Genomic DNA, 24,553 nt, shown 5'->3' with positions numbered 1-24,553 from the left:
CCCGCATCAGCGGGGCTTTTTGTTAGTGCAATGCGATCAGCCGCGAAGCCAGGAATCTACAGTAGCGGCGCCATACTGTTCTTTCCAGGCTTTGAGGCCGCGGTGGTTGCCGCCTTTGGTCTCGATCAGCTCGCCGGTGTGCGGGTTGTGATAGACCTTGACCACACGTGCGCGGCGCTGTTTGGGGGCGGCGGACGTTGCAGCACCGGCCTTGGCAGGGTGTGGGTCAAGGATCGCGATGATGTCGCGCAGGCCTTTGCCGTAGTGTTTCATCAAGCCTTGCAGCTTTTCTTCGAATTCGATTTCTTTCTTCAGGCCGGCGTCGTTCTTCAGGGATTCCAGCTGGGCAAGCTGCTCTTGAAGGGCTTTTTCTGCTGCGCGAAATTCGGCGAGTCTGGACAAAATCTGTACTCCAATAATGTAGTTTGCTGATATCAACTGCAGACAAAGCTATAAGCCAAGCGCTTATAAAGTGACTCAAAGAAAGAGGCCTTTCTGCGAGTTCAGCACAGGCAGGAAAAATTGTAGTAGTTAATGCCCCACGAGTAAATCACGTCGTTTACCTAAATAAGATTATTTCATCAAGGGTAATGAGTGGCTATTCAACGGCTGGCCAGCGACTTAATGAACTCTTCACCGGGGAGTGGTCGGCCAAACAGGTAACCCTGCAGAAAATCCACACCGTGCGCCGCCAGATATTCACATTGCTCTGCTGTTTCCACGCCCTCGGCCACGATGCCCAGGTCCAGCTTGCCGGACAGTTCGATGATGCTGTCGAGGATATGCCGTGAAAGTGCATCAGCGCCAATCATGGCCACAAAGCTTTGATCGATTTTCAAGTAATCGACATTGAAGTTGCGCAAGTAACCGAGGCTGGAGTGCCCGGTACCAAAGTCATCAATGGCAATCATCACCCCCAGTTGATGCAGGGCGTCGAACAGCTGACGCGTGATATCCGTGGGCTTGATCAGTTCACGTTCGGTCAACTCCAGCACCAGCGTCACTTGGCCTGGGGCGAACGCGGCGAGAAACGTTCGACAATCTTCCACCAGGTCCAGATCCTCACAGTGGCGTGCCGTGATATTCACGCCGATATGAAAGCCCGGACTGAAACGCGCGGCATGCGGGGCCAACTGCGCGGCGGTCTGGCGCAGCAAGGCGCGGGTCATCGGCACGATCAGGCCGGAATGCTCCGCCAACGGGATAAACAGGTCGGGACGCACCAGGCCTTCTTTTGGGTGCTGCCAACGCATCAGCACCTCACAGCCGGCCCATTCACGCGTGTCGCCGCGCACCACTGGTTGAAAGTACGGAATGAACTCGTTGGCACCCAAGGCGCGTTGCAGTTCATGGGTGGGCGCAGACGAGCGCTTTTGCAGCCAGTGCGCAAGCACGCCCGACAGCACGCCAAAAAACACCAGCAGGCTGAACAGTGCCGGATAGCGCGCTTCCATGTACCGCCACACTTCACCGGCCGGCATGCCGGCGTCGACACTGTAGTGATAGCGCTCTGAGGCCAGGTGGTGATGGGCCACCTCGAACACCGGCACGGGCGTGTTGTGCACCTTGCCGTCGGCATCCAGCCAGTTGGGGCCCACTTGCAGCACCAAGTGTGCGTAACGGCTGATCAGGCGCAAGACGTTGGCCAGGTGAAAGCCATCAATCGAGGCGAACGCGGCCTTGTCGCCTTCGACCAGCCGGTTAACCAGCAGCGCGGTATCCGGTGTGACCGGGTTGCCATTCATCAACCACAGATTCCCGTCCACGTAGTCATCCGGGTTGACCGCCGACTGGTAGTGATCGCCAAACAGCGAGCTGCAATAGATGTTCTTCTGCCAGGACAACGTTGTCGCGCGCACAAAGGGCCGGCGCGTGACCTGTTCACGCAGTGCCAGCTGCGCGCCGTTGTCGCACGGCTGACCGGCCAGTGGCAGCAAGGCCTGGGCGGCGAGGGTGGTGTTATCGAGCATCAGGTCAAACTGGCGCACGGCTTCACGGGCGGTTTGCGCAGTGCTTTGTTGCAGGGTGCGTTCGGCTTGCCAGTGCAGAATGACCATGCCCAATGCGATGGGCAGCAGGCCACTGAGGGTGGTAATCAAATAGCGGGTGGCGCGTTTTCGCGGGCCGTTTACGGTCAGGGGCATGGAGAGACGGCCTGTCGCAGGATGGGAAAAGCCCCGAAGGGCTGATCAGATAGATCAAATGATAGATGGCGCGTGCGAAATAAGCTCGCTGTACCTCGCGGTCAGATGAGTCAGCACCGCTGGAAATTCAGCGTCTGCGCCAGTTGGATGAACGCCAGGGTCGCAGGTGTCGACTGGCGTTGGTCCAGCACCGCCAGGCCAATATCACGGCCCACCCGTGGCGACAGCGGGCGCACCTGGTAACGTGCGTCCGGCGTCTGCGGCAAGGACGCCTGCGCCACTACACTCACGCCGTCGCCGCGGCTCACTGCCTCAAGCGTACTGAGCAGTTGCGAGCAGCGATAACGCACATTCGGGGTCAGACGCGCGCTGCTGAACAACCGCGAGACCAGCTCCTGCGAGCCGGCGTCGGTGAGAATGAACGGGTCGTCACACAGCGCCTTCAAGGTCACGCAAGGTTGCGCAGCCAGCGGGTGCGCAGCGGGCAGCAGGGCGACCATCTGGTCATTGAACAGCGCAAACGTATCGAAGCGCTCCTGTTCGAGCACCACAAACCCCACGTCGATGCGCCGCTCGTCCAGCCACTGGATCACTTGGCGGTCCGGGCCTTCGTCCACGTGCACCTCAATGCCCGGGTGCTGACGCCTGAATGGCTCGAGAATGCGCGGCAGCAGGCGGTTGGATGAAGTCGGGCCAAAAGAGCCGATACGCAACGTGCCGCGCTTCATGCCTCGCGCATCCGAGGCTTCCTGTTGCAGGGTGTCGGCCACGCCCAGCAGGGTGCGCGCACGCATCAGCAATTGCTGGCCGATATCACTGAGTTCCACCTGGGACTGATGGCGCCGAAACAGCTCAACGCCCAATTCCTGCTCCAAGGCCTTGATGGCATGCGACACGGCTGACTGGCTGATGCCCAGGCGGTGGGCGGTGTGGGTGAAGCTTTGCAGCTCGGCCACCCGCGAGAAGATTTGCAGTTGCGTAAGGGTCATGAGCAATTACTCATTTTACGATGATCAGTCATTAGCCACAGGATATCTCAATCCTGACATTCACAGAGCCTCACCAATGACGTCCTCTCCCGATCGCCTGACTTACCTCAAACTTGCCGCTGTCACCATGATCTGGGGCGCTACCTTTGTGGCCGGCCGCTACCTGGCAGCCGACGTGGAGCCGATGCTGGCTGCCACGCTGCGTTTTGTGTTGGCCAGCGCAGCGCTGCTGGGCTTCATGGCCCTGGCACGCGTGCGCCTGGCTCGGCCCAGCGTCACGCAACTCGCGCAGTTGGCAATGCTGGGGTTCTGCGGGATCTTTTTCTACAACCTGTGTTTCTTCTACGGCCTGCATTACATCAATGCGTCGCGAGCGTCGCTGATCGTGGCCTTGAACCCGGCCGTGATCGGCCTGGGTTCGTGGTGGCTGTTCAAGGAGCGGCTAGGCACGGCCAAATGCCTGGGCATTGCCTTGTGCCTGGGCGGCGCGGGTGCGGTCATCCTCAGCCGCAATCCGCATGCGCTGCAGGGTGCGGCCAACACCTGGGTGGGCGATCTGCTGATTTTTGGCTGCGTGTTGGGGTGGGGCGCCTACTCGCTGTTTTCCCGCAGCCTCAACCAGAGCCTGGGGCCATTGCAGACGGTGACCTGGTCGATCTTGCTGGGCACGGCGATGTTGACGGTCACTACGCTGATCGTTGGCAAGCTCACCGTAAATGCGCTGAGCGCGATCCACTTACCGCAACTGCTCAGCCTGCTGTACCTGGGCGTGTTCGGCTCGGCGCTGGCCTACATCGCCTGGTATGACGGCATACGCCGTATCGGCGCGACCCGCGCCGGCGTGTTCATCGCACTCAACCCGCTGACAGCGGTGATCTGCGGCGCCGTGCTGCTGGATGAGCACCTGAGCGCGCCGATGCTGGTGGGCGGGGCGGTGATCCTGCTGGGCATCCATCTGTGCAACAAACCCCTTGCGCAGCCCAAGCCATTGGGGATTTGATAAGAGTGCGGACAAACCCTGTTACGCTGTGTAGAATCGATTTACGCATACAAGAATATGGACTTGCGCTCACGCAAGCCTCGGCCGTCAGAGACTGATGTAACCATGAAGCTACTCGGCTCCCCCCTCATCTTTGGTGATTTCCTCGCGCGCAGCGTGCGAGGCCTGTCCTGCGCGCCACCCTGCAACCTCATCCTTGCTCGCAAATAACCCTGTGTTAATTACAAGAATGATGAGGTGCCACCATGGCAGACCAATACGAAAACCCAATGGGCCTGATGGGCTTTGAATTTATCGAATTCGCATCGCCAACGCCGGGCACCCTGGAGCCGATCTTCGAGATCATGGGCTTCACCAAAGTCGCCTCCCACCGCTCCAAGAACGTGCACCTGTATCGCCAGGGCGAGATCAACCTGATCCTCAACAACCAGCCCGACAGCCTGGCCTCCTACTTTGCGGCCGAACACGGCCCGTCGGTGTGCGGCATGGCGTTCCGCGTCAAGGATTCGCAGCAGGCCTACAACCGCGCACTCGAACTCGGCGCCCAACCGATTCATATCGAAACCGGCCCGATGGAGCTGAACCTGCCAGCCATCAAGGGCATCGGCGGCGCGCCGCTGTACCTGATCGACCGTTTCGGCGAAGGCAACTCGATCTATGACATCGACTTCGTGTACCTAGACGGTGTGGACCGCAACCCGGTGGGCGCCGGCCTCAAGGTCATCGACCACCTGACCCACAACGTGTATCGCGGGCGCATGGTCTATTGGGCCAACTTCTACGAGAAGCTGTTCAACTTCCGTGAAGCGCGCTACTTCGATATCAAGGGCGAATACACCGGCCTGACGTCCAAGGCCATGAGCGCTCCGGACGGCATGATCCGCATCCCGCTGAACGAAGAGTCGTCCAAGGGCGCGGGCCAGATCGAAGAGTTCCTGATGCAGTTCAACGGCGAAGGCATCCAGCACGTGGCGTTCCTCACCGACGACCTGGTCAAGACCTGGGACGCGCTGAAGAACATCGGCATGCGCTTCATGACCGCGCCGCCAGACACCTACTACGAAATGCTCGAAGGCCGCCTGCCCAACCACGGCGAGCCGGTGGATCAACTGCAAGCGCGCGGCATTCTGCTCGACGGTTCGTCGATTGCCGGCGACAAGCGCCTGCTGCTGCAAATCTTCTCGGAAACCCTGATGGGCCCGGTGTTCTTCGAATTCATCCAGCGCAAGGGCGATGATGGGTTTGGCGAGGGCAACTTCAAGGCGCTGTTCGAGTCGATCGAGCGTGACCAGGTGCGTCGTGGTGTATTGACCGCCGACTAAGCGTAGAAAAGCCCGGCCGAGATAACCCTCGGCCGGGCTTTTTAGGGCCTGCGCATCACGCTTTGCGCTGACGCACCAAGTGCTTGAAGCCTTCGTACACCAGCACCATCACCGCCAGCCAGATCGGGATATAGGTCAGCCACTGGCCGCCCTTGATGCCTTCGCCCAATATCAGCGCCACCGCCAGCAGCAACACCGGCTCCACATAGCTGAGCAGCCCGAACAGGCTGAAAGGCAGCTGTCGGCTGGCCACGATATAGCTGACCAGCGCCGAGGCACTGATCACGCCCAGCATCGGAATCAATGCATACAGCTTGGGATGACTGTCCATCACGGCAAAGCCTTGTTCGCCGTGCTGCACAAACCACCAGGCCACGGGCAGCATCAGTGCCATGTCCAGCCACAAGCCGCCCAGGTGATCAGTGGTCAGGTATTTGCGCACCACAAAATAGACCGGGTAACCAATGATCACCACCAGGGTTGCCCAGGAAAAACCACCGGCCTGATACAGCTCGTTGAGCACGCCGAGCGCGGCAAAAAATACCGCGATCTGCTGCAGGCGCGACAAGCGTTCGCCGTACACCAGGCGCCCGGTCAACACCATGGTCAGCGGCAGCAGAAAGTAGCCGACCGACACATCCAGGCTGCGCCCATTGAGCGGTGCCCACATAAATAGCCACAGTTGCACGCCGAGCAACGCCGACGACAACAGCACACCGCCGATCAGCCGCGGCTTGGCCGCCAGCATCCGTACCAGCTCCCATACCCGCCGCCATTCGCCGCTGACGATCATGAACACGGTCATGCACGGCACGGTCAGCAACATGCGCCAGCCGAAAATTTCCAGGCCGCTCAATGGCGTGAGCAGCGAGGTGAAGTAATACATCACGGCAAACAACACCGAGGCCAATACCGACAACACAACACCTTTAGACACACTGTCCTCGCGAAAACGAATAGCTACAAAAGAGGGGGGATATTTCAGGAGGGGATTATGGTGCTTTTGGCGGCAGACGGTTGCGCTGTTTTGGGGCGTTTTGCAGGAAATTTTCTCGCCACACCATGTTTAGCCAAATCGCGTAAGGCAAGCGGGCATAGTGTGGCGAGCGGGCTTGCCCCGCGTTGGGCTGCAAAGCAGACCCAAAACCAGACACCGCATTGTGCCAGACACAACACGGTGACCCGGATGGGGCCGCTTCGCAGCCCAACGCGGGGCAAGCCCGCTCGCCACACACCTACACGTTGCAGGCGCTAGGCGCGCGCCACGCGGCCCGAGACAAAATGGCCTACATCATTAAACCCCGGTGTGGACGAATGCCCCGGTGTCACCAGCGAATCAATAAAGGCCTCATCTTCAGCGCTGATCTTCACCTCCAGCGCGCCGGTGTACGCGTCCCACTGCGCTTCGGTGCGCGGCCCGACAATTGCCGAACTCACGGCCGCGTTGTTCAGCACCCAGGCAATCGCAAACTCGACCATGCCGACGCCGCGCCCTTGGGTGTACTGCTGAATCTGTTGGGCGATGCGCAGTGACTCCACGCGCCATTCGGTTTCCAGAATGCGCTTGTCCTGACGCGCTGCACGGCTGCCAGCTTGGGGCGTGACGTCGGGTGCGTACTTGCCGCTGAGCACGCCGCGCGCCAGCGGGCTGTAAGGCACCACGCCCAGGCCGTAGGCGGCAGCGGCGGTGAGCTGCTCGACCTCGGCCTGGCGATTGACGATGTTGTACAGCGGTTGGCTGATGATCGGCTGGTCCACGCCCAAACGCTCGGCCACGCGCATCACTTCGGCGATGCGCCAGCCCCGGTAGTTGGACAGGCCCCAATAGCGGATCTTGCCCTGGCGGATCAGATCGCCAATCGCCGACACCGTGACGTCCAGCGGCGTGTCATGGTCTTCGCGGTGCAGGTAATAGATGTCCAGGTAGTCGGTGTCCAGGCGCGTCAAGCTGGCTTCCAGCGCGTTGAAAATGCGCTTGCGGCTCAACCCTCTGCGATTCGGCACGCCGTCGGCCGGGCCGATGCCGACCTTGGACGCCACCACCCAGTCCTGGCGATGACGAACGATGGCCTCGCCGACGATTTCTTCGGAACGCCCGCCGGTGTAGACGTCGGCGGTGTCGATAAAATTGATGCCCTGGTCCCAGGCCTTGTCGATGATGCGCAGCGAGTCTTCGGTGTTGGTCTGTTCGCCAAACATCATGGTGCCCAGTGTCAGTGCGCTGACCTTCAACCCGGACTGGCCCAATGTGCGGTAAATCATGCAAAGCTCCTCATGGCAGGGAAACGTGAACCCTGCAATACCAGACTCAAGGGCTCTGGAACAAGCTCGGCGCGTGTTTCTTCATGCACTGAGCAAGGCCTGACAGCGTGTCTGCAGAAATCGGTGCAGCACTTTCACCCGTTCCGACACTTGCAGGCGGTGCGGGCACATCAGGTTGAACGGCGTGGGTTCGCCTTGCCAGTCGGGCAACAGCGGCACCAGGCGCCCGGCCTTGATATCACTGGCGATGTCCAGGTTGGCCTTGTAGGCAATGCCATGGCCGGCCAGCGCCCAGCGCCGCACAATTTCGCCGTCGTCGCTGAGGTAATCGCCCGTCACCTCGACTTCCTGCAGCAGTGCGCCCTGGCGAAAGTACCAGGTGTTGTTGGCCTGCCCACGGCGCATGTAGCGCAGCGTGCTGTGCTGCGCCAGGTCTGCCGGCGTGCGCGGTGTGCCATGGCGCGCCAGGTAGTCGGGGCTGGCGCAGGGAATGCGGTGGTGGCCCGGCACCACCGGCAGCGCGACCAGGCTGGAGTCGCGTGGCACGCCAAAGCGCAGGGCAATGTCGACGGTGTCGCGGAATAAGTCGGCGTTGCTGTCGTTGAGCAACAACTGCAAGCGGATGTTCGGGTGTTCGAGCTTGAATTCGTCCAGCCAGCCCAGCAGCACATTGCGGCCAAAATCCGAGGGCGCCGCCAATTGCAATAAACCGCTGAGGCTCTGGCCTTGTTGCTTGATCGCCTGCTCACCTTCCGACAAGGCTTCCAGGGCGACCCGAACGCTGTCCAGGTAGCGCCGGCCTTCTTCGGTCAGGCGCATGCTGCGCGTGGAGCGGGCCAGCAGGCGGATGCCCAGCCGCGTTTCCAGGCGCTTGAGCGCAATGCTCGCCGCAGCGGGCGTGAGGTTGAGGCTGCGCGCAGCCGCTGACAGGCTGCCGGTGTCGGCGGTGCGCACAAACACTTCAAGGTCGAGGGTTGAGCTCATTTGTAAAAATCCTTTAAAGATCTTGTCGTTTTACCGGGATTTTTCGCTGATTGCCAAGCTGAGAAGATCAACGCTCACTTTCTTAGTCAGGTAGTTAACCCATGGCATCTTCCCTCAGCGGTAAAACCGTCATCGTCATCGGCGGCAGCAGCGGTATCGGCGCCGCCGTGGCCAAAGCGGCCACGGCGCGAGGCGCACAGGTGGTGCTGGCCGGGCGACGGTTGACGTCCGGTGTCGACAACGGCGTACGCAGCGAGCCGGTGGATGTGACCGACACTGCATCCTTGCAACGCTTGTTCGAGGCGGTGGGGCGCTTTGACCATCTGGTCTACACCTCTGGGCCGTCGGTGCGCGCCAAACCCTTGCTCGACACCGACCTGGATGAGGCCCAGGACAATTTCGACGTGAAGCTCTGGGGCTCGCTGCGCGCGATTCAACAGGCGCTGCCATTTCTCGACGAGCACGGCAGCATCACGCTGACCTCTGGCCAACTGGGCCGTAAATTGGCGCCCGGCCAGTTCATCAAGACCGGCATCAATGCCGCGACCGAGGCGCTGGGTAAACAACTGGCGAAGGAACTGGCGCCACGGCGGGTCAATGTGATCAGCCCGGGCGTGATCGATACGCCTGCTTATGCAGGCTTGGCAGAAGAACAGCGCCAGGCGATGTTTGCCAAGGCCGGTGGGGCGTTGCCGGTGGGGCGCGTGGGGCAGGCTGACGAAGTGGCGGCGGGGTACGTGCTGGCCATGGAAAATGGCTTTGTCACCGGCGCGGTGATCGACATCGACGGCGGTGGCCTGTTGTAAACCCGGCAAACAAAAGTGGAAGCGGGCTTGCTCGCGAAAGCAGTCTGTCAGTCACCGAATGTATCGACTGAGCCACCGCATTCGCGAGCAAGCCCGCTCCCACATTGAACTGATTGCTGCCGGGCGCGCGTTATACCTTCAATGCGCGCGTCATGCGCAGCGCCAGCACACTGCCGGCAACGATCACCACCGCCAGCAAGTACAACGCCACATCCGTGGACCCGGTGGCATCCTTCACAAACCCTACGATATACGGGCTGAGGAAGCCGGCCATCTGGCCCATGGAGTTGATCAGCGCCAAACCACCGGCCGCAGCGCCGGCACTGAGCATGGCGGTCGGTACCGGCCAGAACATCGGCAGGCCGGTGAGGGCGCCCATGGTGGCAATGGTCAGGCCAAGAATCGCAATCGCCGGGGTGGTGGCGAAATTCACGGCGATCACCAAACCGATAGCCCCCATCAACATCGGCACCACCAAATGCCAGCGACGCTCCTTGCGCAAGTCGGCGGAGCGGCCCACCAGCAACATGAATACCGCGGCCAGCAGGTACGGAATCGCGCTGAGCCAGCCAATCACCAGGTTATCGCTGAAGCCCAGGCTCTTGATGATCGACGGCAGCCAGAAGTTGATTGCGTACACGCCGCTCTGGATGCAGAAGTAGATCAGGCCGAACGCCCAGATGGCCGGGTTCTTGAACACCTCGCCGAGCGAATCTGTGGTGGTTTTCGGCTTGTTCGCCAGATCCGTCGCCTGGTCGGCCTCCAGCACTGCACGCTCATGCGACGTAAGCCACTTGGCATTGGCAAAGCTGTCGCTGAGCAGGAAATAGGCGAGCGCGCCCAGAATCACCGTCGGGATGCCTTGCAACACAAACATCCACTGCCAGCCGGCCAGGCCACCCTGGCCGGCGGCAAAATGATTGAGGATCCAGCCGGAAAACGGGCTGCCGAGCAGGCCGGACACCGGGATTGCCGACATGAACAACGCCATGATCCGCCCACGGCGAAAGGTCGGGAACCACTGCGAGAGGTACAGCACCACGCCTGGGAAGAACCCGGCTTCAGCGGCACCGGTCAACAGGCGCAGGCCATAGAAGTGTGTCGGCGTGGTCACGAACAGCAAGCATGTGGAGAGCGTGCCCCACACGATCATCATCAGCGCAATCCAGCGCCGCGGGCCGAACTTGGTCAGCGCCAGGTTGCTCGGCACGCCGCACAGTACGTAACCGATAAAGAAAATCCCGGCCCCCAGGCCGTACACCGTTTCACTGAATTTCAACGCATCGAGCATCTGCAACTTGGCAAAACCAACGTTTACCCGGTCAAGGTAATTAAACAGGTAGCAGATGAAAATGAAGGGGATCAGGCGCAGGGTAATGCGCTTGTAGATGGCGTTTTTATCGTCATCGGTGGCCAGTGTGGCAGCGGCGCTCTGTGACATGTCAGTCTCTCTTTATTATGATTTTTCGCGATGCGAAGGTAACGTTGATCGCCCAATGAGTCTCGGCCACCTTGCGGGGTGCTGTCTTTGTGCTTGCGCACAGTCAAGCACGCTTTGCGCTGTGCCTATGACCAACTCGCTTTTTTCAGGAATTTAGCCCCATGTTCGAGCTGGATCATGACCTGGCGCAGGATATCGTCAATCGCACCATGGCGATCCTGCCCTACAACGTCAACGTCATGGACAGCCAGGGCCTGATTCTGGGCAGCGGCGAGCCGGAGCGCATCAATACCCGCCATGAGGGCGCGCAGCTGGTGCTGGCCAACGGCCGGGTAGTCGAGATCGACGGCCAGACTGCCAAGCACCTCAAGGGCGTGCAGCCGGGCATCAACCTGCCCTTAATGCACGACCAACGCCTGATCGGCGTGCTGGGCATCACCGGTGAACCCGAGCTGTTGCGCACCTACGCTGAACTGGTGCGCATGACCGCCGAGATGTTGGTCAGCCACCGTCATCAGCAAGCCGAGCAGCAATGGCGACGCCAGCGGTGCGATGACCTGCTCGCGTTATTGCTGGCCGAACGCGGGGACTCGCCGCGCCTGGTGGACGAGGCCCAGCAACTGGGGCTCAAGCCGCACATGCCGCGCACGCCGTACCTGTTTGAACTGGGCGTGGGTCAGTCGGCCGAAGCGCTGAGCGCCTGGCTGACCAGCCGTTATCCGGACAGTTGGTGTGTCAGCTCCGCGCAATTCTCTCTGTTGTGGTGCCGGCCGGCGGCCGTGCAGGTGGACAACCCACGGTTGCTGGAAAAACTTCAGGGCCTGGGCTGGAACATCCTGCGGGTTGCCGTCGGTGGGCAAGCCGATGGCCTGGCGGGCTTGCGCCGGTGTTATCGCCGCGTCGGCGATCTGCTGGCCTACGGTCGTGACATCTTGCCTCACTCGCGTTTGTTGACGCTCAACCGCTATCGCCTGCCGGTGATGCTCTGGCGCCACCGCAACGACGATGCGCTGGATGAACTGCTGAACCCGTTGCGCAAAGTCCTGGCCAAGGACACCAACGGCCAACTGCTTGCCACGCTGCGCAGTTGGTGCGACCACGACGGCCAGAGCCAGGCCTGCGCCGACGCGCTGGGCATCCACCGCAACAGCTTGCGCTACCGCATGGAACGCATTGCCGAGCTCAGCGGCGTCGACCCGCTGACCCTCGACGGCATGCTGGCCCTGTACCTTGGCGTCCAGCTTTTGCCCCAGGCTTTGTCGGAATGAACAACAAACCTGCGCCACACTTGTGCATCGGACCGGCGTCATTGCCGCAGCCAACTGGCAGCATGGGCGTCATAAAAACCGGAGAACGCCCATGAAAATCATCATCGCCCCCGACTCGTTCAAGGACAGCCTGAGCGCCGAAGGCGTCGCCCAGGCCATCGCCGAAGGCTTGGCCGAGGTCTGGCCGCAGGCACATCTGGTGCAGTGCCCGATGGCGGACGGTGGCGAGGGCACGGTGGATTCGGTGCTTGCTGCCTGCAATGGCGAGTTGCGCAGCCAGACGGTTCGAGGCCCCTTGGGCGCGTCGGTTGAGGCTCGCTGGGGCTGGTTGGCCGACAGCCATACCGCGATTATCGAAATGGCCGAAGCCAGTGGTTTGCAACTGCTGGCGCCGGGCAAGCGCGATGCCTGTTCGAGCAGCACTTACGGCACGGGCGAACTGATCCGTACAGCCCTGGACGCCGGTGCCCGGCGCATCATTCTGGCGATTGGCGGCAGTGCGACCAACGATGCCGGTGCCGGGGCGATGCAGGCGCTGGGTGTGCAACTGTTCGATGCGCAAGGTCAGGCACTTGCCCCGGGTGGCCTGGCGCTGGCGCGGCTTGCGCGGATCAGCCTTGAGCAACTGGACCCACGTTTGGCTCAGGTGCGTTTTGACATTGCTGCCGATGTGAACAACCCGCTGTGTGGCCCGCACGGCGCGTCTGCCATTTTCGGCCCGCAAAAAGGTGCCAGCGCGCAGCAGGCCCAACAACTGGACGCAGCCCTTGGTCACTTTGCCGACCATTGCACCAAGGTCCTGCCCAAAGACGTGCGCGATGAACCCGGCAGCGGCGCCGCCGGTGGCTTGGGTTTTGCCGCCAAAGCGTTCCTTGGCGCGCAATTTCGCGCGGGTGTGGAGGTGGTGGCCGAACTGGTTGGTTTGGACGCAGCGGTGCAGGGGGCTGATTTGGTGGTCACCGGCGAAGGCCGTTTCGACGCCCAGACCCTGCGCGGCAAAACCCCTTTCGGCGTGGCGCGCATCGCCCAGCAGCACAACGTGCCCGTCATCGTGATTGCCGGCACCCTGGGCGAGGGCTACGAGCACATGTACAGCCACGGCGTGAACGCCGCATTCGCCTTGCCGTCCGGGCCGATGAGCCTTGAACAGGCGTGCAGCGATGCGCCGCGCCTGCTGCGCGAGCGCGCGGCAGATATTGCGCGGCTGTGGCGCACCGCGACCGGGCGCTGACGCAACGCCGTGAACATGGGACAATCCGCGCCGTTTTTCGACACGGAGAGTCCCCATGCTGCGCACCGCATTCCTGGCCCTGTTGCTGACTGGCATCAGCGCCCCGGCCCTCGCTCAACCCGCGACTGAAACCGTCCCGCTGCTGCGGGAAATCAAGAATTGGGTCATCGGCTGCGACAACCTGCGCAATTGTCACGCCCTCAGCGCGCCCAGTGGCGTTGATGAGCAAGACGACAGTTCCCTGACCTTGCATATCTGGCATCAGGCCGGCCCCGAAGGCTACCTGCGTTTGCGCGTTGATCATCGCGGTGAGGCGCTGGACCTTTCGACCCTGCAATTGGATGGAAAGCCCCTGGACCAGGCACTGACGCGCAGCCTGGAGGTGCAGTTGGACGATCAGCGTGTTGATCCCCAAATGCAGTCTTACGGCGTGATCGAGGACGCGCCGGCGCGGCTCTGGCTGCAGCGTTTGCGCAACGGCCAGCGCTTGCAGTTACCTGGCGATGACACCGCGCATGTGTCCCTGAGCGGGCTGAGTGCCTCGCTGCTATTGATGGACGCGGTGCAAGGGCGGGTGGATAACGTCACCGCGCTCGCGCGGCCTGGCAAGGGCGCGGCCAGTGAAGTGCCGGCACGCTTGCCGCCACCGGTGCTGCGCCCGTTCACGTCGGCGCCAGCGCTCAACCACCAGGAACAGGCCGCACTGGCCGCCGCAGCGGTGAAGGCGATCAACAGCACCGACACCGCGATGAAACCCGAGGCCGAAGTCGGCGCCCTGAGCGAGGCTCAAGCCCTGACAGTGGTGCGCTATGACTGCGCGGCCTACACCTGCGAGTACGCAGTCAGCAGCCGCGAGCGCAAGGCGCCGTACTCCGAAACCACCTTGAGCATTCAACCGTTGCCCTTGGACGGCGCTGCCCTGCAAGGGTCGGTGGGCTACGACCCAACCACCGGCACCCTGAGCTATTTCTACAAACTGCGTGGCGTGGGTGATTGCGGTGAGGGCGGCGTCTGGGTGTTCGACGGCAAGGCTTTCCAACTGCGCGAGTTGCATCAGATGCCGCGCTGCAATGGGGTGGGTTACGGCGATTGGCCGTCGCTGTGGACGACAGTGCCAGCACCCTAGCCAGCCTGCGGGCTTGGCCTCTACACTGGGCGGCCACTTGTTTTTCCAAGGAAGAAACGCAATGCACACACCTGAATCCCCTGTCGTGATCCAGCGCTTCACTGAGGCCCACCTTGAAGGCGTCGCTGCGCTCTACAACGAACCGGCTGTGTGCCGTCAGGTGCTGCAAATGCCTTTCCAATCGGTGCAGGCTTGGCGTAACAAACTGGCGCTGGATGACGAGCGGCGGCTGCAGCTGGTGGCGATGCATGCAGGGGAAGTGATCGGCCAGCTTGGCCTGGAGCAAACCCTGCGCGTGCGGCGCAGCCATGTCGGTTCGTTCGGCATGGGCGTCGCCAGCGCCTGGCAAGGCAAGGGCGTCGGCTCCAGGCTGTTGGCGGCCGCGCTGGACGTGGCCGACAACTGGATGAACTTGCGCCGCGTCGAACTGACGGTGTACGCCGACAACGAAGCGGCGCATAACCTCTATCGCAAGTTCGGCTTCGAGGTCGAAGGCCGGATGCGCGATTACGCCCTGCGTGACGGCGTCTTCGTCGACACCCTGAGCATGGCGCGCCTGCGTCAGTCGGCTTAACCCTGCAGCGCAAACGCCACCGCAGCCTGCGCATGCAGCTCGGTGGTGTCCAGCAATGGCAGGTTGCTGTGCTGCGGTTTGATCAGCAGACCGATTTCCGTGCAGCCCAGAATGATCGCCTGGGCGCCACGTGCGGCCAGCGACTCGATCACCCGCTGATAGACCTGGCGCGAGGCGGCGCTGATCACGCCGACACACAACTCCTCATAGATGATTCGGTGCACGGCCTGGCGCTCGTCTGCGTCGGGCACCAACACGGTCAAGCCCTGGGCGGTCAGGCGCGAGGTGAGAAAGTCCTGCTCCATGGTGAATGCCGTGCCCAGCAAACCGACCGTCAGCGTACCGGCCGCTACCGCAGCGGCACCGGCCGCATCGGCGATATGCAGGAACGGAATCGACACGGCCGCCTCGATACGCGGCGCCACCCGATGCATGGTGTTGGTACACAGCACCACGCAGTCCGCACCGCCGGCCTGCAAGCGGCGCGCCGCATCCTCGAGGATCAGCGCGGCGTCATCCCAACGGCCGGCATGCTGGGCCTGTTCGACCGGGCCGAAATCCACGCTGTACATCAACAGTTGCGCCGAGCGCAGCGGGCCCAGCTGGTCACGCACGCGCTGATTGATAATGCGGTAATACTCGGCGCTGGACTCCCAGCTCATGCCGCCGATAAGGCCGATGGTGCGCATGCGATGCTCCTGACAGGGGATGTCGACTCACCTTACCCATCGGCGGCGCATTAGTCATACGCAGTTGCCGGCCAAATGACCGGTGCAGTTTTAAGCCGCACGCTGAACCGCCGCATCTGCCATGATCACCGTTCGCAACCTGGCCCACCCAAGGAAATCCGCAATGGACGATGTACAGCAATTGGGCGAGATGCTTCGTCATTACGCCGACAGCGAAGCGCACAAAAAACAGCAATTCGACCTGCAGTCCGCGCGCTGGGCACAAAAGCTCGGTGAGCTGTTCGGGCAGATCGAGCAATGGCTGGAACCCGTCAAGACCACTGGCCTGCTGGAAGTCCATCGTGAGGCCTATGTCGCCAGTGGCCCGAGCCTGCCGGTTGAAACGTCAACCTTCAAAACAGAGAAACTGACGGTGCACATCACCGGCAAAACCGTGGAGTTCGTGCCGGACGTGATGGGGGCGGGCGGCTCGATTGCCGTGTCGGTGATGGGCTTGACCGCCGCCCGGCACGGCAGCGTATCGCTGGTGCTGCCGGCTGATAAAAACGACTGGCTGTGGAAAAAAACCAACGGCCTGAAGGACCCGGACACGTTTGCCTTCGACGCTAATTTCCTGGCGTCGCAGTTGCAGAGCCTGATCCCGCGCGATCGCGCTTGAGTGGGCTCGCTCAGCGCCGGGTGCCCCGGCGCAATCCTGGCCAAACGCGCTTGCAGCACAGCCCGTTGCTCAGTTGAGCTGACGCTGGTAGGCAAGCCGTGTGTCTCGGTCAACGCACGCGTGCCTGGCGCTTGTACGCGCCGACGGCAGCCAGGACCGCCACCAGTGTCAGGCCGGCGACGGGCCCGAACCGAGCGCTGATGGCAATGCTCATGGCCGCACCCGGAATCAGGTCGCGCACCGGCAATAATGGCAGGCGGGTGGGGCTCAACCAGCGCGGCAGTTTCGCACCAAGACGTTCATCCAGCACGCGCAGCCAATGCGCCAACGGGCGCCACACCTGCCAGGCCAGTGCGCCAACGGCCATGTAGGCCATCGACCAGGCCAATGCGTCGCCCGCAGCGTCCACTAATGCGCCCGCTTGCCAGGGCGACTGGAACAGCGCTCCGACGAGGCAGCCCAGCACAATCGCGTGCAACAGCGGCAAGGTGTCGAAGGCGGTTTCCCAATCCTGCCAGAAATACGGCGTGCCGCCTGGCAGGGCCCGTGCCACGTCGGGATGGTCGGCTTTGAGGGTCGCGGCCAGGGTTCGGCACGCGTCCCAGTCTTGTTCACTCAGGCGCTGGGCGAATGCACGCCGCTGGCCCAGAGACATCGGCGCCAGCAATAAGCGCGCGGCGCGTTGCTGTGGGGTGTTGGGTGCTGTGGCCGCCAACGCGTGCTGGTGGGCTATGAATACCGGGCCTTGCTGGCGCCGCATCAAGTGTTGCCATTGGTCTGCGGGGCAGGCGTGGTTGCTGCCGTGCCATCCCTGGCCGGTGCGCACGGCCTCAAACACGGCGGGAGACCAGAACTGGCTTTCGGTCAACAGCGTTGCCAGCATGTGGTGAACCCACTGGGCATGCGCGGGTTGCTGGAGCCAGGGCTGATCAACGCGCGCGGCATAAGCCGCGAGAAAAGCCGCTTCGTCACGCTCGGCCATGGCCAAGGCCAGCGTGTGTTGCAAAGCCTGCTTGCGTTGGTTGACCAAGGCCTCGATCAGCTCTTGCGGCAATTCCAGGCGTTGCCAGGCGGTGAGCCACTGGAAGGTGTCAAACGCCCAACGCCGATCATCTTCGCTGAGCTCCTCGTCGCAGAGGCAGCGTTTAAGCAGCGCCACTTCAAATTCCCGCCCGGCACCCGCGGCCATCGCCAGCCTGTAGTGCGCCTGCAAGGTGTCATCGGCCAAGGCCGTCGGCACGGTTACCACTGCCAGCTCGGCGCTGCCGTCTTCCTGCGCCCATTGTTGCCAACTCAACGCGTGTTCGTACGCTTCACGCAGGCGTTGAAAGCCTTGCGGATCATCATCCGGTCGGGTTTTCTTCAGCAGGGTGGCGTATTGGCGTTTGATCGTGCGGCTATCGGCATTCGGGGATAGGCCGAGGACATCCCAGCAAGTCATGTGCGGTACAACTCCATAAATAAGGCGCGCACCTTACCCGGTTTCGTGTCCGCTGAACCAGTGGGAGTGAGGGAGGGCGCGGTCTTGCTGGAGTGCTTGGCGCAAGCGCTTGGAAGACCCGGAAGGTGCGTGCCCGGTCGCAAACCGGGGGCGAACGGGCACGTTGCTGTTAGCCGAGGATTATTTGAGCGGCGTCAGCGGTGGCAATTTCCATTGGCCGTTACTCGCTTCAGGCTTGGGCAGGTAGATGCGCAGCACTGCGTAAAACGGGCCGGGCGGTGCCGGTAGCCAGTTGTTCTGTTCGGCTTTCGGTGGCTCGTGGTGCTGCAACGCCAGGGTCAGGCCGCCGTCGGCGTCCAGTTTGAGGTTGGGCAACATCCGCGAATTGATCAGGTAGCGCTTCTTGAGGTTGGGCGCCAGCAGCTTGGTCTTGGCGTCGTACATGGTCAGCGACCAGAACGCTTCGGCGGGCGGCAGTTGGTCCTTGTCAAAGTGCACGGTGTAGCTGTGACGTGCGCCATTGGCCGGTTTGCCTTCGCTGTCGACGAAGTAGCTCAGGTAAATGGCCTCATCGGGGGAGTTGCCGAAAATTCCCAGGTCCGCACCGGCGTAGCGGTACAGGTAGTTGTTTTTCAGGCGGTCGCGGCTGCCGAACAGGTCGCCGCTGGTCACTTGGTGGGTGTCGATTTTGTCTTTCTTGAAGGCGGCGAATTCTGCGCGGCCGTCGGCAATCCCGTCTTCCAGGGCTTTGCGCTGTTCTGCGGTCAAGTCCTTGACCTTGAACGGCGCACCCGGGGCGATGCCGATCTTGGCGAAGCGCGCCAGCAGGTCTTTTTCGCTGTCCTGAGGGGCCGCGAAGGCCAACATGAAATTCAGGTAACGAAACAGCTGCGGGCCTTCGGTCATCGTGGCCATCGGCTTGGGCCATTCAACCTTCGGCACCGCAGCCGGCGCAGGCTGTTTCACGTAGCTGCTCAGGGGCTGCACTTTGTAGCCGTTCTGGATCTGCTTGACCTTGTTCAAGTCCTTTTCATCAAACAGCTGCGTGCGGTACAGGGCGTAGGCGATATTGCTTTCGCTGTACACCACGCGGTCCACGTCAACCGGCTGCTGACCTTTCCAGTCCGGGCCGGCGATCATGTAGTGGCCGCCGTTGTTGCCGGTGCTGCGGGTGCCCAGGTAGGCGATGTTCTGCGTATAGAGGTCGATCAACTGCACCGAGTAGTAACGGTTGTCTTCGATCTTGGGCAGGGTCAACACTAACGGCTCTTTGCGCAGGTCCATCCAGACGAAGGAGTAGGGCGTGTCCGAGTTCGGTGTGGCGAACGCCGTGTCCTTGGGGGTGAACACCTGCGCGGTATTGCCGATATGGTTGAACGGCGCCTTGAAATTGGCCCCGCCTTTATCGACGGCCTGGGTGTAGAGCGTCTTGTACATTGCCACGACCGGGTAGCCATACAGGTAGGCTTCCTTGGCAATCGCCCGCGCTTCGGCGGGGGTTGCCGTGAAGTCAGCCCAGGCGCCGGTGCTCATGAATATCGAGAGGCTCGCCAACAGCAGGCGCGTCGGTTTTCCAATCATGTTGTTGCGTCCTTCCAGAGTTCTTTTGACTGACGGGAGTTGAAGGCGACGAGTTTCCAGTTTTATTTCCCGAACGTCACGTTAATCCCTGCAAACCAGGTCAACTGAGGCCAATCATCGCCTTGGCACGCCCCTGTCTGTTGCGGTTCGACACAGGTGTTGACGATGACGCGCTCGGGCCTTCACGGATGATATCGATTGAAGCTAGCAGCAAATCCCTGACGCGCGAGTGGCTCAGTTAAATGAGCGCTGGAGTGCCAAGGGAAGACGAAAGACGCTGAGGCCTCAAGGGCCCCCGTATCAGGCAGCTTGAGGCAGATAAGGGACTAGGCGTGGGGCAGCATTGATTTGACTTTGTCGCGCAATTGATCGATCGAGAAGGGTTTGCCAATCACCTGCATGCCAGACGGCACATCAATGCTTTCGGCATAGCCGCTGGCGAACAGGATTGGCAGGTCAGGGCGTAGCTCACGCACCTTGGCGGCCAGTTGTTTACCGTCCATATCGGGCAGGCCAACATCGGTCATCATCAGGTCGATCACCTGAGCGGTGTTTTCGACCACCTTCAAAGCTTCTTCAGCGTCCGCCGCTTCGATTACTGTGAACTCCAATTCTTCGAGTACATCGACGATCAGCATGCGCACGATGGCGTCGTCTTCGACTACAAGGAGGGTGGAGGGGGTGGCGGACATAATCAAAATTCCCGAAAAAATGAAATGGGCAGGTCTTTAGCGGTTGAAAGACCATTCTCTAATGAGTCGCGTCAATCTCGGCAAGTTCCGTAGGTGCAGGCATTGTGAAGGGAATGGGCGCAAATGTCGCGTGCAAGTCCGTGGCACGGGGGATGACGTGATGCGTGAATGGCACCGTTCAACAGTGCCATTCACGCCAGTGAGTCACCTGCGGGTCAGAGCGCTGTATTGAACAGTGCGAACGGGTTGTTGTAAGGAACCGTCGCCAGAAAGTCGAAGTCATTGAAGGTGCTGACGTCGTACTCCGGAATGCCGCGGTTAATGGCGACCGGTTTAAGCGTGCCGGCGCTCCAGCCGCTATTCAAGGTAGCGTCCAGACCCCGGCGCATTGAGGCTTCGTCCGGGAACTTCGCCAGGCCGAAGTTGGGATCAAAGAAAAACCATTCCTTCTGGTTGTTATTGACAATGACGCCCGCCAGAAGCCCGTGATTTTGGGTGCTGATCTTGAAGGTGGTTGATGTCGGTCTATTACTGAGGTCAGTAATAATGTCGGTGTACGCTAGCCGGGAGACCGGTTTGGTGCCGTGAAAGTTCACGCTAAGCACTTGGTGCATGCTGTTCAGTTGTCGGCGGAAACCAGCAATGGTGGGGTCGATGGAATTTAAGCTGGCTTTGAAGAAATTATCGATCAGTACACGCTCTTTACCATACTGAATAGCCAACGCCATGGTGTTAGCCAACGCAGCACATTCTCCTGATGAAGTAAGGTCGTTTGAAGCCAGGTAGAAGTTTTGCGGCATACCGGTGGCTTTACCGCCTGCCTTTGTTATTTCTTCGCTAAATATCCTGGCGTACTCAAGACTGTTTTTGGTCTGCAGATCTTCTATCAGTTTGGCCAGTGCGCCTGTCTCTTCGGGGGTTCGGCGGGGGAGGATGGCCAACTCTTTAAGGTCAAGCACGTTCATGGAGGGGTCGTAGCCGTCTATGGTTTGGCCCTTTGGGTTTGCGTAGCCACGGTTGTAACCAGCGATATCGTTAAGCTTGACGTCCTCTATGGTCCTCTTAAACGCTTCGCGAAGATTAGGGGTCCGGGGGGTTGGCGCCACCCACGTGGACAACCAGTTAAGAAAGTTGTGGTTTATCTCACCATTCCCAGCAACAGTGACGGGTTTGAAGTCGAGCAGCGGTTGCCCAAAGGGTTTCTGGCTGAGGGGGTCAAGTGCATACCATTTATTGTTTTGCAGGGTCGCACCCACGTCCACCCTTTGCTCTAAAAACTTGTAGGTGCCCGTTGCTGTTATACCCTGACTTTTACTCGCGGCTTTAAGCAAGTCATAGTTGCCGGTAGCCCCTTTGAGTTTGTTAACGGCTTCAAGACTTTTGTCCAGTGCGTAACGTCCGCCTTTCAGAAGCAGTTTGCCTCCCTGCGCCGCCAGTTCATTCAAGCCACTGAAAGGGTTAAGTAGGGAAATGGCTTCGGCGCCGATGACTCGGGTGCCCTTCAGTACCTTGGAACCAATGGACAGCGCTGAGCGACCGATCTTGATCAGCTTGCCTGCGACTGCAGCGCCGGCAGTGAGAAAGCCGAATATATCCATTGTGAGGTCTTGGGCTGCCTCACCGTAGTTGCCGCTATTGAAATTGACAATGGCTGATCTGAACGGGATCAGATTTAATAAAAATTCGTCAAGTGGCTTGGGACCGCCTTGTAACTCATCCAGGGTGGTTTGCCCGCGGGCTTCTTCTTTGATGCTGGGGTCATCAAGTTCGAGGTGCTCGACAAATGCGCTGGCAATCAAGTTGGATCGAATGCTGTTAAAGCTATCCATAGGTGCCGCCAGCACGCCACGTTCGGTACCCAAGTCATGCACGTGGTGGTTGAACGTGATTTCCTTAGTCTCAGACACCAGGTTGGCTGCTCTCGACACCTTGGTTTTTGCCCGGCTCAGATTGATCTGTTTGATCGTGCTGTCATTTAAATTGATTTCGTAGGCTTGAGACTTACCATTCAGTTCTGTTCGGAGTAACAGCCCCGGTTGTTTTTGGTGCTCTGTGTTATTGGGTAAAAAACCCGTGCCCAGCCGATGTGAACTCTCTTCAAATACAGTGACTTTTCCAAACTCCAGGTTTTGTCTGTCTTCGAGTGGAAGCTGCGCGATCATGTGCCTGATCGTCGCGTTAATCCCGGTCTTTTTATTCCAGATGGCTTTGGTGAACTGCTCCTCGAAGGCTTTCTGCACACCCACTATCGGGGTGGCATTCAGCTGCTCCAATGGGATGCTGGGGTCGTCTGACGTCCAAGGACGCGGATTCGGCATGTCCATCATGGCGATATCCAACATCGAATGTTGGCCGACCAACCCAGTTTGGCCTGCGGCGCCTCGATAACTATCAGTACCCAGTACTTTCTTTTCGAATACCGGACCAAGATCCCCAAAGCGTTCCTTTAATTGGGCCAGCGCAATTTCTTTTCGTGTAGGGATTGCTTCGTAGAGCATTTTGGAACCGGAGAGTCGTTCTTCCAGTTGTTGGTTGAAGCTGGCTTTTATGCTGTCAAGTTGGGCCGGGGTGTAGTTGTCGTCAGCACTTTTTGCGATCACACCGTTGGCGACGGCCCAATCGACCAGCGCGGTACTTTGGGCGTATTCAGTGGCGGGCGATCGGCCTTTGGAGGCGTTGTACTCCAGCATGACCTCGGCGAACGTCATGTGCCTCACAGCGCCAGGTCGCTCGGCTTCTATAGTTGCCGCTGCAATCGACAGGAAAGCCCACGCCTGGCTGCCGACGGTCAGGTTCTCGGGAATATCTTTAATCAGAAACTGCGGTGCCGTATGGCCTAGCAACAGGTGAGTGGCGAGCTTAGCGGTATCTACCGTTGCTTTTTGGGTGGCGACAAGATGCTCGCCAAGGCTTTCAATGACCGAGGAGGGTGTATGACCCCAATGCTGTGAGTCCGAAAGGTCAAATTCGCCCACTACGTTGCGTTCGCGCGAAACAGAGGACTTGGGATCCATTCCAAGGTTGAGCGCGGTCAATAGATAGTCGTAGATACTGGTGTCAGAGGAGGCGCCTTTCATCTGCGTTTGCAGGGTTTCACCCAACGCCTGGGCCCTGGGCGTGTCGAGCAGTTTTTGCAGGGCCTTTTCCGGGTCCTGCAGATCGCTCGCCGTCAATGCACTGCCTCTGATCAAGTAACCGAGCGTCGCCTGGCTGTCAGGTGACAATGCCCCGCCCGGCGCACCAGGCTCGGCGCTGTAGAGGAAATCCAACATTTTTTGTTGATCGGCTTGCGACATCGGGATTGGCCAGGACAGTGCGCCACCCAGATTGCCCAGCGGGCTCAATAGCGACCGCTGCTCCAATGTGTTCGCCAACGCATTGAGCTCTTCCATGGTCCGCGGAAGAGCAATGCCGAGGTCGTTCAACGCTACTGCCAATGTTGGCGCCGGGCCTTGCGCCATGGCATATGACGACCCTACGAAAGGGACTAACCGTTCGTTGTTCAAACTGTATTCGATCTGGGCGGGGGTAGCAGGCTGGCCATCACCCTGGGTGGCCGCGTACCGGAGCTTGACGGCCAAATCGTAAAGGTCTGCCTTGTCTGCTATGAGGTGTTTTACCGTTTTGGTCTGTACCCTGGTGGCTGTGGCGCTGCTGTCCTGGGGTTTGGCGGCATAAAACGTTTCAGCACTTAAACGTTGATCTGCAAGGGCCTGCGCAGAGCGGGTCGCGGCAGGTCGCAACGGGTCGCCTGCAGAGATAGGGCGCAAGCGCTTGGTGGCGATCAATATCTTAATTTCACGTTCTGTCTGAACCTCGTCATCGTCGATGCGCGGTTGGCCATAAAAATCGCCGACAACCGCCAGAGGCACCTTCAGAACGCCATTCTCGAACGACAGGTGCAACGGGGTTTCCGGCGTGGGCGTTATAACGCGCGCCGCTGCCAATATTGGCTCGGCGATAGCTTTCCAGCCTGGGGTGTCGCTCAGGGTAAATCTTCTGGCTACGCCATCGACCGTGGCATGCAACACGCCTGTGCTGGCAACGATGCTGACGGTGGCGGGATCGATGTGCTGCTGGCGCATCCACTCCTGTACAACCGGACGCTCAAGCTGGGTGTGATAGAGGGTCAACCACTGCCCCAACAGCGTGTTTTTTGGCACCTCGATCTTTTCATCGACGCCTTTCAACTTGTTTTGCAGGCCAGCGATATATTCGGCGAGCAGCGTTACGTCATCGTTCGCGGCGCCGTGCGCGGCGTTCAGCGCAGCCGGTATAGGCGCTTTGGCCATCGGCGCCAACTGTGGCCTGAAGGTTTGCTGTACTGCATTCGTGTTGGTCATCT

Annotated in this window: 20 protein-coding genes; 8 read left to right on the top strand and 12 right to left on the bottom strand. The window is 60.4% G+C overall.

Going from position 1 to position 24,553, the window contains the following annotated elements; all coding sequences use genetic code 11:
- Positions 1-36: 36 nt before the first annotated feature.
- From NTD89_RS21730 to NTD89_RS21720, 3 genes are all read right to left on the bottom strand, one after another.
- The gene (locus NTD89_RS21730; RefSeq protein ID WP_145160874.1) at positions 37-402 is read right to left on the bottom strand and encodes a histone-like nucleoid-structuring protein, MvaT/MvaU family; all 366 of its coding nucleotides are present in this window, start codon (positions 400-402) and stop codon (positions 37-39) included.
- A 200-nt stretch (positions 403-602) separates the two neighbouring features.
- Entirely contained in the window at positions 603-2,144 is a 1,542-nt protein-coding gene (locus tag NTD89_RS21725; protein WP_262209650.1) for an EAL domain-containing protein, read from the bottom strand.
- A gap of 110 nt (positions 2,145-2,254) precedes the next feature.
- Positions 2,255-3,133 (bottom strand): LysR family transcriptional regulator, encoded by an 879-nt coding sequence (locus NTD89_RS21720; protein WP_262209649.1) that lies wholly within the window; start codon positions 3,131-3,133, stop codon positions 2,255-2,257.
- 76 nt (positions 3,134-3,209) lie between these two features.
- Between NTD89_RS21720 and NTD89_RS21715 the strand changes: the two genes are divergently transcribed.
- A complete protein-coding gene (locus tag NTD89_RS21715; RefSeq protein ID WP_262209648.1) occupies positions 3,210-4,133 on the top strand; it encodes a DMT family transporter in 924 nt (307 codons plus the stop codon).
- A 245-nt stretch (positions 4,134-4,378) separates the two neighbouring features.
- Positions 4,379-5,455: a 4-hydroxyphenylpyruvate dioxygenase gene (hppD, locus tag NTD89_RS21710; protein ID WP_145160866.1), complete on the top strand. Its 1,077-nt coding sequence runs from the start codon at positions 4,379-4,381 to the stop codon at positions 5,453-5,455.
- 55 nt (positions 5,456-5,510) lie between these two features.
- On the opposite strand, the gene rarD is transcribed toward hppD, so the two are convergent.
- The 3 genes from rarD to NTD89_RS21695 all read right to left on the bottom strand — a co-directional run bounded on the left by rarD (position 5,511) and on the right by NTD89_RS21695 (position 8,701).
- Positions 5,511-6,392 (bottom strand): EamA family transporter RarD, encoded by an 882-nt coding sequence (gene rarD / locus NTD89_RS21705; RefSeq protein ID WP_262209646.1) that lies wholly within the window; start codon positions 6,390-6,392, stop codon positions 5,511-5,513.
- Positions 6,393-6,706: 314 nt separating this feature from the next.
- Positions 6,707-7,717, bottom strand: coding sequence for an aldo/keto reductase (locus tag NTD89_RS21700; protein ID WP_262209644.1), 1,011 nt, complete (start codon positions 7,715-7,717; stop codon positions 6,707-6,709).
- A gap of 81 nt (positions 7,718-7,798) precedes the next feature.
- Positions 7,799-8,701 carry a LysR family transcriptional regulator gene (locus NTD89_RS21695; protein ID WP_242196536.1) on the bottom strand — a complete coding sequence of 301 codons (903 nt, stop codon included), beginning with the start codon at positions 8,699-8,701 and terminating at the stop codon, positions 7,799-7,801.
- A gap of 101 nt (positions 8,702-8,802) precedes the next feature.
- Here NTD89_RS21695 and NTD89_RS21690 point away from each other — a divergent pair, with 101 nt between their 5' ends.
- Positions 8,803-9,507, top strand: a complete 705-nt coding sequence (locus tag NTD89_RS21690; protein ID WP_262209642.1) for an SDR family oxidoreductase — start codon at positions 8,803-8,805, stop codon at positions 9,505-9,507.
- A 130-nt stretch (positions 9,508-9,637) separates the two neighbouring features.
- Here NTD89_RS21690 and NTD89_RS21685 read toward each other — a convergent pair whose 3' ends face one another.
- Complete coding sequence (locus tag NTD89_RS21685) at positions 9,638-10,948, bottom strand: MFS transporter (RefSeq protein ID WP_262209641.1); 1,311 nt, start codon at positions 10,946-10,948, stop codon at positions 9,638-9,640.
- 161 nt (positions 10,949-11,109) lie between these two features.
- Here NTD89_RS21685 and NTD89_RS21680 point away from each other — a divergent pair, with 161 nt between their 5' ends.
- The 4 genes from NTD89_RS21680 to NTD89_RS21665 all read left to right on the top strand — a co-directional run bounded on the left by NTD89_RS21680 (position 11,110) and on the right by NTD89_RS21665 (position 15,147).
- Entirely contained in the window at positions 11,110-12,216 is a 1,107-nt protein-coding gene (locus NTD89_RS21680) for a sugar diacid recognition domain-containing protein (RefSeq protein WP_262209639.1), read from the top strand.
- Positions 12,217-12,307: 91 nt separating this feature from the next.
- Positions 12,308-13,447, top strand: a complete 1,140-nt coding sequence (locus tag NTD89_RS21675) for a glycerate kinase (protein WP_262209638.1) — start codon at positions 12,308-12,310, stop codon at positions 13,445-13,447.
- 55 nt (positions 13,448-13,502) lie between these two features.
- Positions 13,503-14,573: a DUF1176 domain-containing protein gene (locus tag NTD89_RS21670; RefSeq protein WP_262209637.1), complete on the top strand. Its 1,071-nt coding sequence runs from the start codon at positions 13,503-13,505 to the stop codon at positions 14,571-14,573.
- Positions 14,574-14,634: 61 nt separating this feature from the next.
- Complete coding sequence (locus NTD89_RS21665; protein ID WP_145160848.1) at positions 14,635-15,147, top strand: GNAT family N-acetyltransferase; 513 nt, start codon at positions 14,635-14,637, stop codon at positions 15,145-15,147.
- Here the strand turns inward: NTD89_RS21665 and NTD89_RS21660 are convergent.
- Entirely contained in the window at positions 15,144-15,836 is a 693-nt protein-coding gene (locus NTD89_RS21660; protein ID WP_145160846.1) for an aspartate/glutamate racemase family protein, read from the bottom strand. The genes NTD89_RS21665 and NTD89_RS21660 overlap by 4 nt on opposite strands.
- Before the next feature lie 163 nt (positions 15,837-15,999).
- Here NTD89_RS21660 and NTD89_RS21655 point away from each other — a divergent pair, with 163 nt between their 5' ends.
- Positions 16,000-16,494 (top strand): hypothetical protein, encoded by a 495-nt coding sequence (locus NTD89_RS21655; RefSeq protein WP_262209635.1) that lies wholly within the window; start codon positions 16,000-16,002, stop codon positions 16,492-16,494.
- 109 nt (positions 16,495-16,603) lie between these two features.
- Here the strand turns inward: NTD89_RS21655 and NTD89_RS21650 are convergent, their stop codons facing one another.
- The 4 genes from NTD89_RS21650 to NTD89_RS21635 all read right to left on the bottom strand — a co-directional run bounded on the left by NTD89_RS21650 (position 16,604) and on the right by NTD89_RS21635 (position 24,551).
- Positions 16,604-17,935, bottom strand: a complete 1,332-nt coding sequence (locus tag NTD89_RS21650) for a J domain-containing protein (RefSeq protein ID WP_262209634.1) — start codon at positions 17,933-17,935, stop codon at positions 16,604-16,606.
- 180 nt (positions 17,936-18,115) lie between these two features.
- Complete coding sequence (locus tag NTD89_RS21645; RefSeq protein ID WP_262209633.1) at positions 18,116-19,516, bottom strand: DUF1254 domain-containing protein; 1,401 nt, start codon at positions 19,514-19,516, stop codon at positions 18,116-18,118.
- Between the two features lie 326 nt (positions 19,517-19,842).
- Complete coding sequence (locus NTD89_RS21640; protein ID WP_145160837.1) at positions 19,843-20,208, bottom strand: response regulator; 366 nt, start codon at positions 20,206-20,208, stop codon at positions 19,843-19,845.
- A gap of 215 nt (positions 20,209-20,423) precedes the next feature.
- Positions 20,424-24,551 carry a hypothetical protein gene (locus NTD89_RS21635; protein WP_262209631.1) on the bottom strand — a complete coding sequence of 1,376 codons (4,128 nt, stop codon included), beginning with the start codon at positions 24,549-24,551 and terminating at the stop codon, positions 20,424-20,426.
- Between the last annotated feature and the right edge of the window lie 2 nt (positions 24,552-24,553).

The organism is Pseudomonas sp. 14P_5.3_Bac1, from assembly GCF_025466135.1.
GTDB lineage: Bacteria > Pseudomonadota > Gammaproteobacteria > Pseudomonadales > Pseudomonadaceae > Aquipseudomonas.
This window is presented reverse-complemented; position numbering and strand designations above follow the sequence as displayed.

Excerpts from the sequence above, each read along its gene's own strand:
- NTD89_RS21715 (WP_262209648.1), top strand. The coding sequence starts at position 3,210 with ATGACGTCCTCTCCCGATCGCCTGACTTACCTCAAACTTGCCGCTGTC.
- NTD89_RS21700 (WP_262209644.1), bottom strand. The coding sequence starts at position 7,717 with ATGATTTACCGCACATTGGGCCAGTCCGGGTTGAAGGTCAGCGCACTG.
- NTD89_RS21640 (WP_145160837.1), bottom strand. The coding sequence starts at position 20,208 with ATGTCCGCCACCCCCTCCACCCTCCTTGTAGTCGAAGACGACGCCATC.
- NTD89_RS21670 (WP_262209637.1), top strand. The coding sequence starts at position 13,503 with ATGCTGCGCACCGCATTCCTGGCCCTGTTGCTGACTGGCATCAGCGCC.
- NTD89_RS21635 (WP_262209631.1), bottom strand. The coding sequence starts at position 24,551 with ATGACCAACACGAATGCAGTACAGCAAACCTTCAGGCCACAGTTGGCG.
- NTD89_RS21650 (WP_262209634.1), bottom strand. The coding sequence starts at position 17,935 with ATGACTTGCTGGGATGTCCTCGGCCTATCCCCGAATGCCGATAGCCGC.
- NTD89_RS21680 (WP_262209639.1), top strand. The coding sequence starts at position 11,110 with ATGTTCGAGCTGGATCATGACCTGGCGCAGGATATCGTCAATCGCACC.
- NTD89_RS21660 (WP_145160846.1), bottom strand. The coding sequence starts at position 15,836 with ATGCGCACCATCGGCCTTATCGGCGGCATGAGCTGGGAGTCCAGCGCC.
- NTD89_RS21685 (WP_262209641.1), bottom strand. The coding sequence starts at position 10,948 with ATGTCACAGAGCGCCGCTGCCACACTGGCCACCGATGACGATAAAAAC.
- NTD89_RS21725 (WP_262209650.1), bottom strand. The coding sequence starts at position 2,144 with ATGCCCCTGACCGTAAACGGCCCGCGAAAACGCGCCACCCGCTATTTG.
- NTD89_RS21690 (WP_262209642.1), top strand. The coding sequence starts at position 8,803 with ATGGCATCTTCCCTCAGCGGTAAAACCGTCATCGTCATCGGCGGCAGC.
- NTD89_RS21695 (WP_242196536.1), bottom strand. The coding sequence starts at position 8,701 with ATGAGCTCAACCCTCGACCTTGAAGTGTTTGTGCGCACCGCCGACACC.
- NTD89_RS21675 (WP_262209638.1), top strand. The coding sequence starts at position 12,308 with ATGAAAATCATCATCGCCCCCGACTCGTTCAAGGACAGCCTGAGCGCC.
- NTD89_RS21645 (WP_262209633.1), bottom strand. The coding sequence starts at position 19,516 with ATGATTGGAAAACCGACGCGCCTGCTGTTGGCGAGCCTCTCGATATTC.
- NTD89_RS21665 (WP_145160848.1), top strand. The coding sequence starts at position 14,635 with ATGCACACACCTGAATCCCCTGTCGTGATCCAGCGCTTCACTGAGGCC.
- hppD (WP_145160866.1), top strand. The coding sequence starts at position 4,379 with ATGGCAGACCAATACGAAAACCCAATGGGCCTGATGGGCTTTGAATTT.
- NTD89_RS21655 (WP_262209635.1), top strand. The coding sequence starts at position 16,000 with ATGGACGATGTACAGCAATTGGGCGAGATGCTTCGTCATTACGCCGAC.
- NTD89_RS21720 (WP_262209649.1), bottom strand. The coding sequence starts at position 3,133 with ATGACCCTTACGCAACTGCAAATCTTCTCGCGGGTGGCCGAGCTGCAA.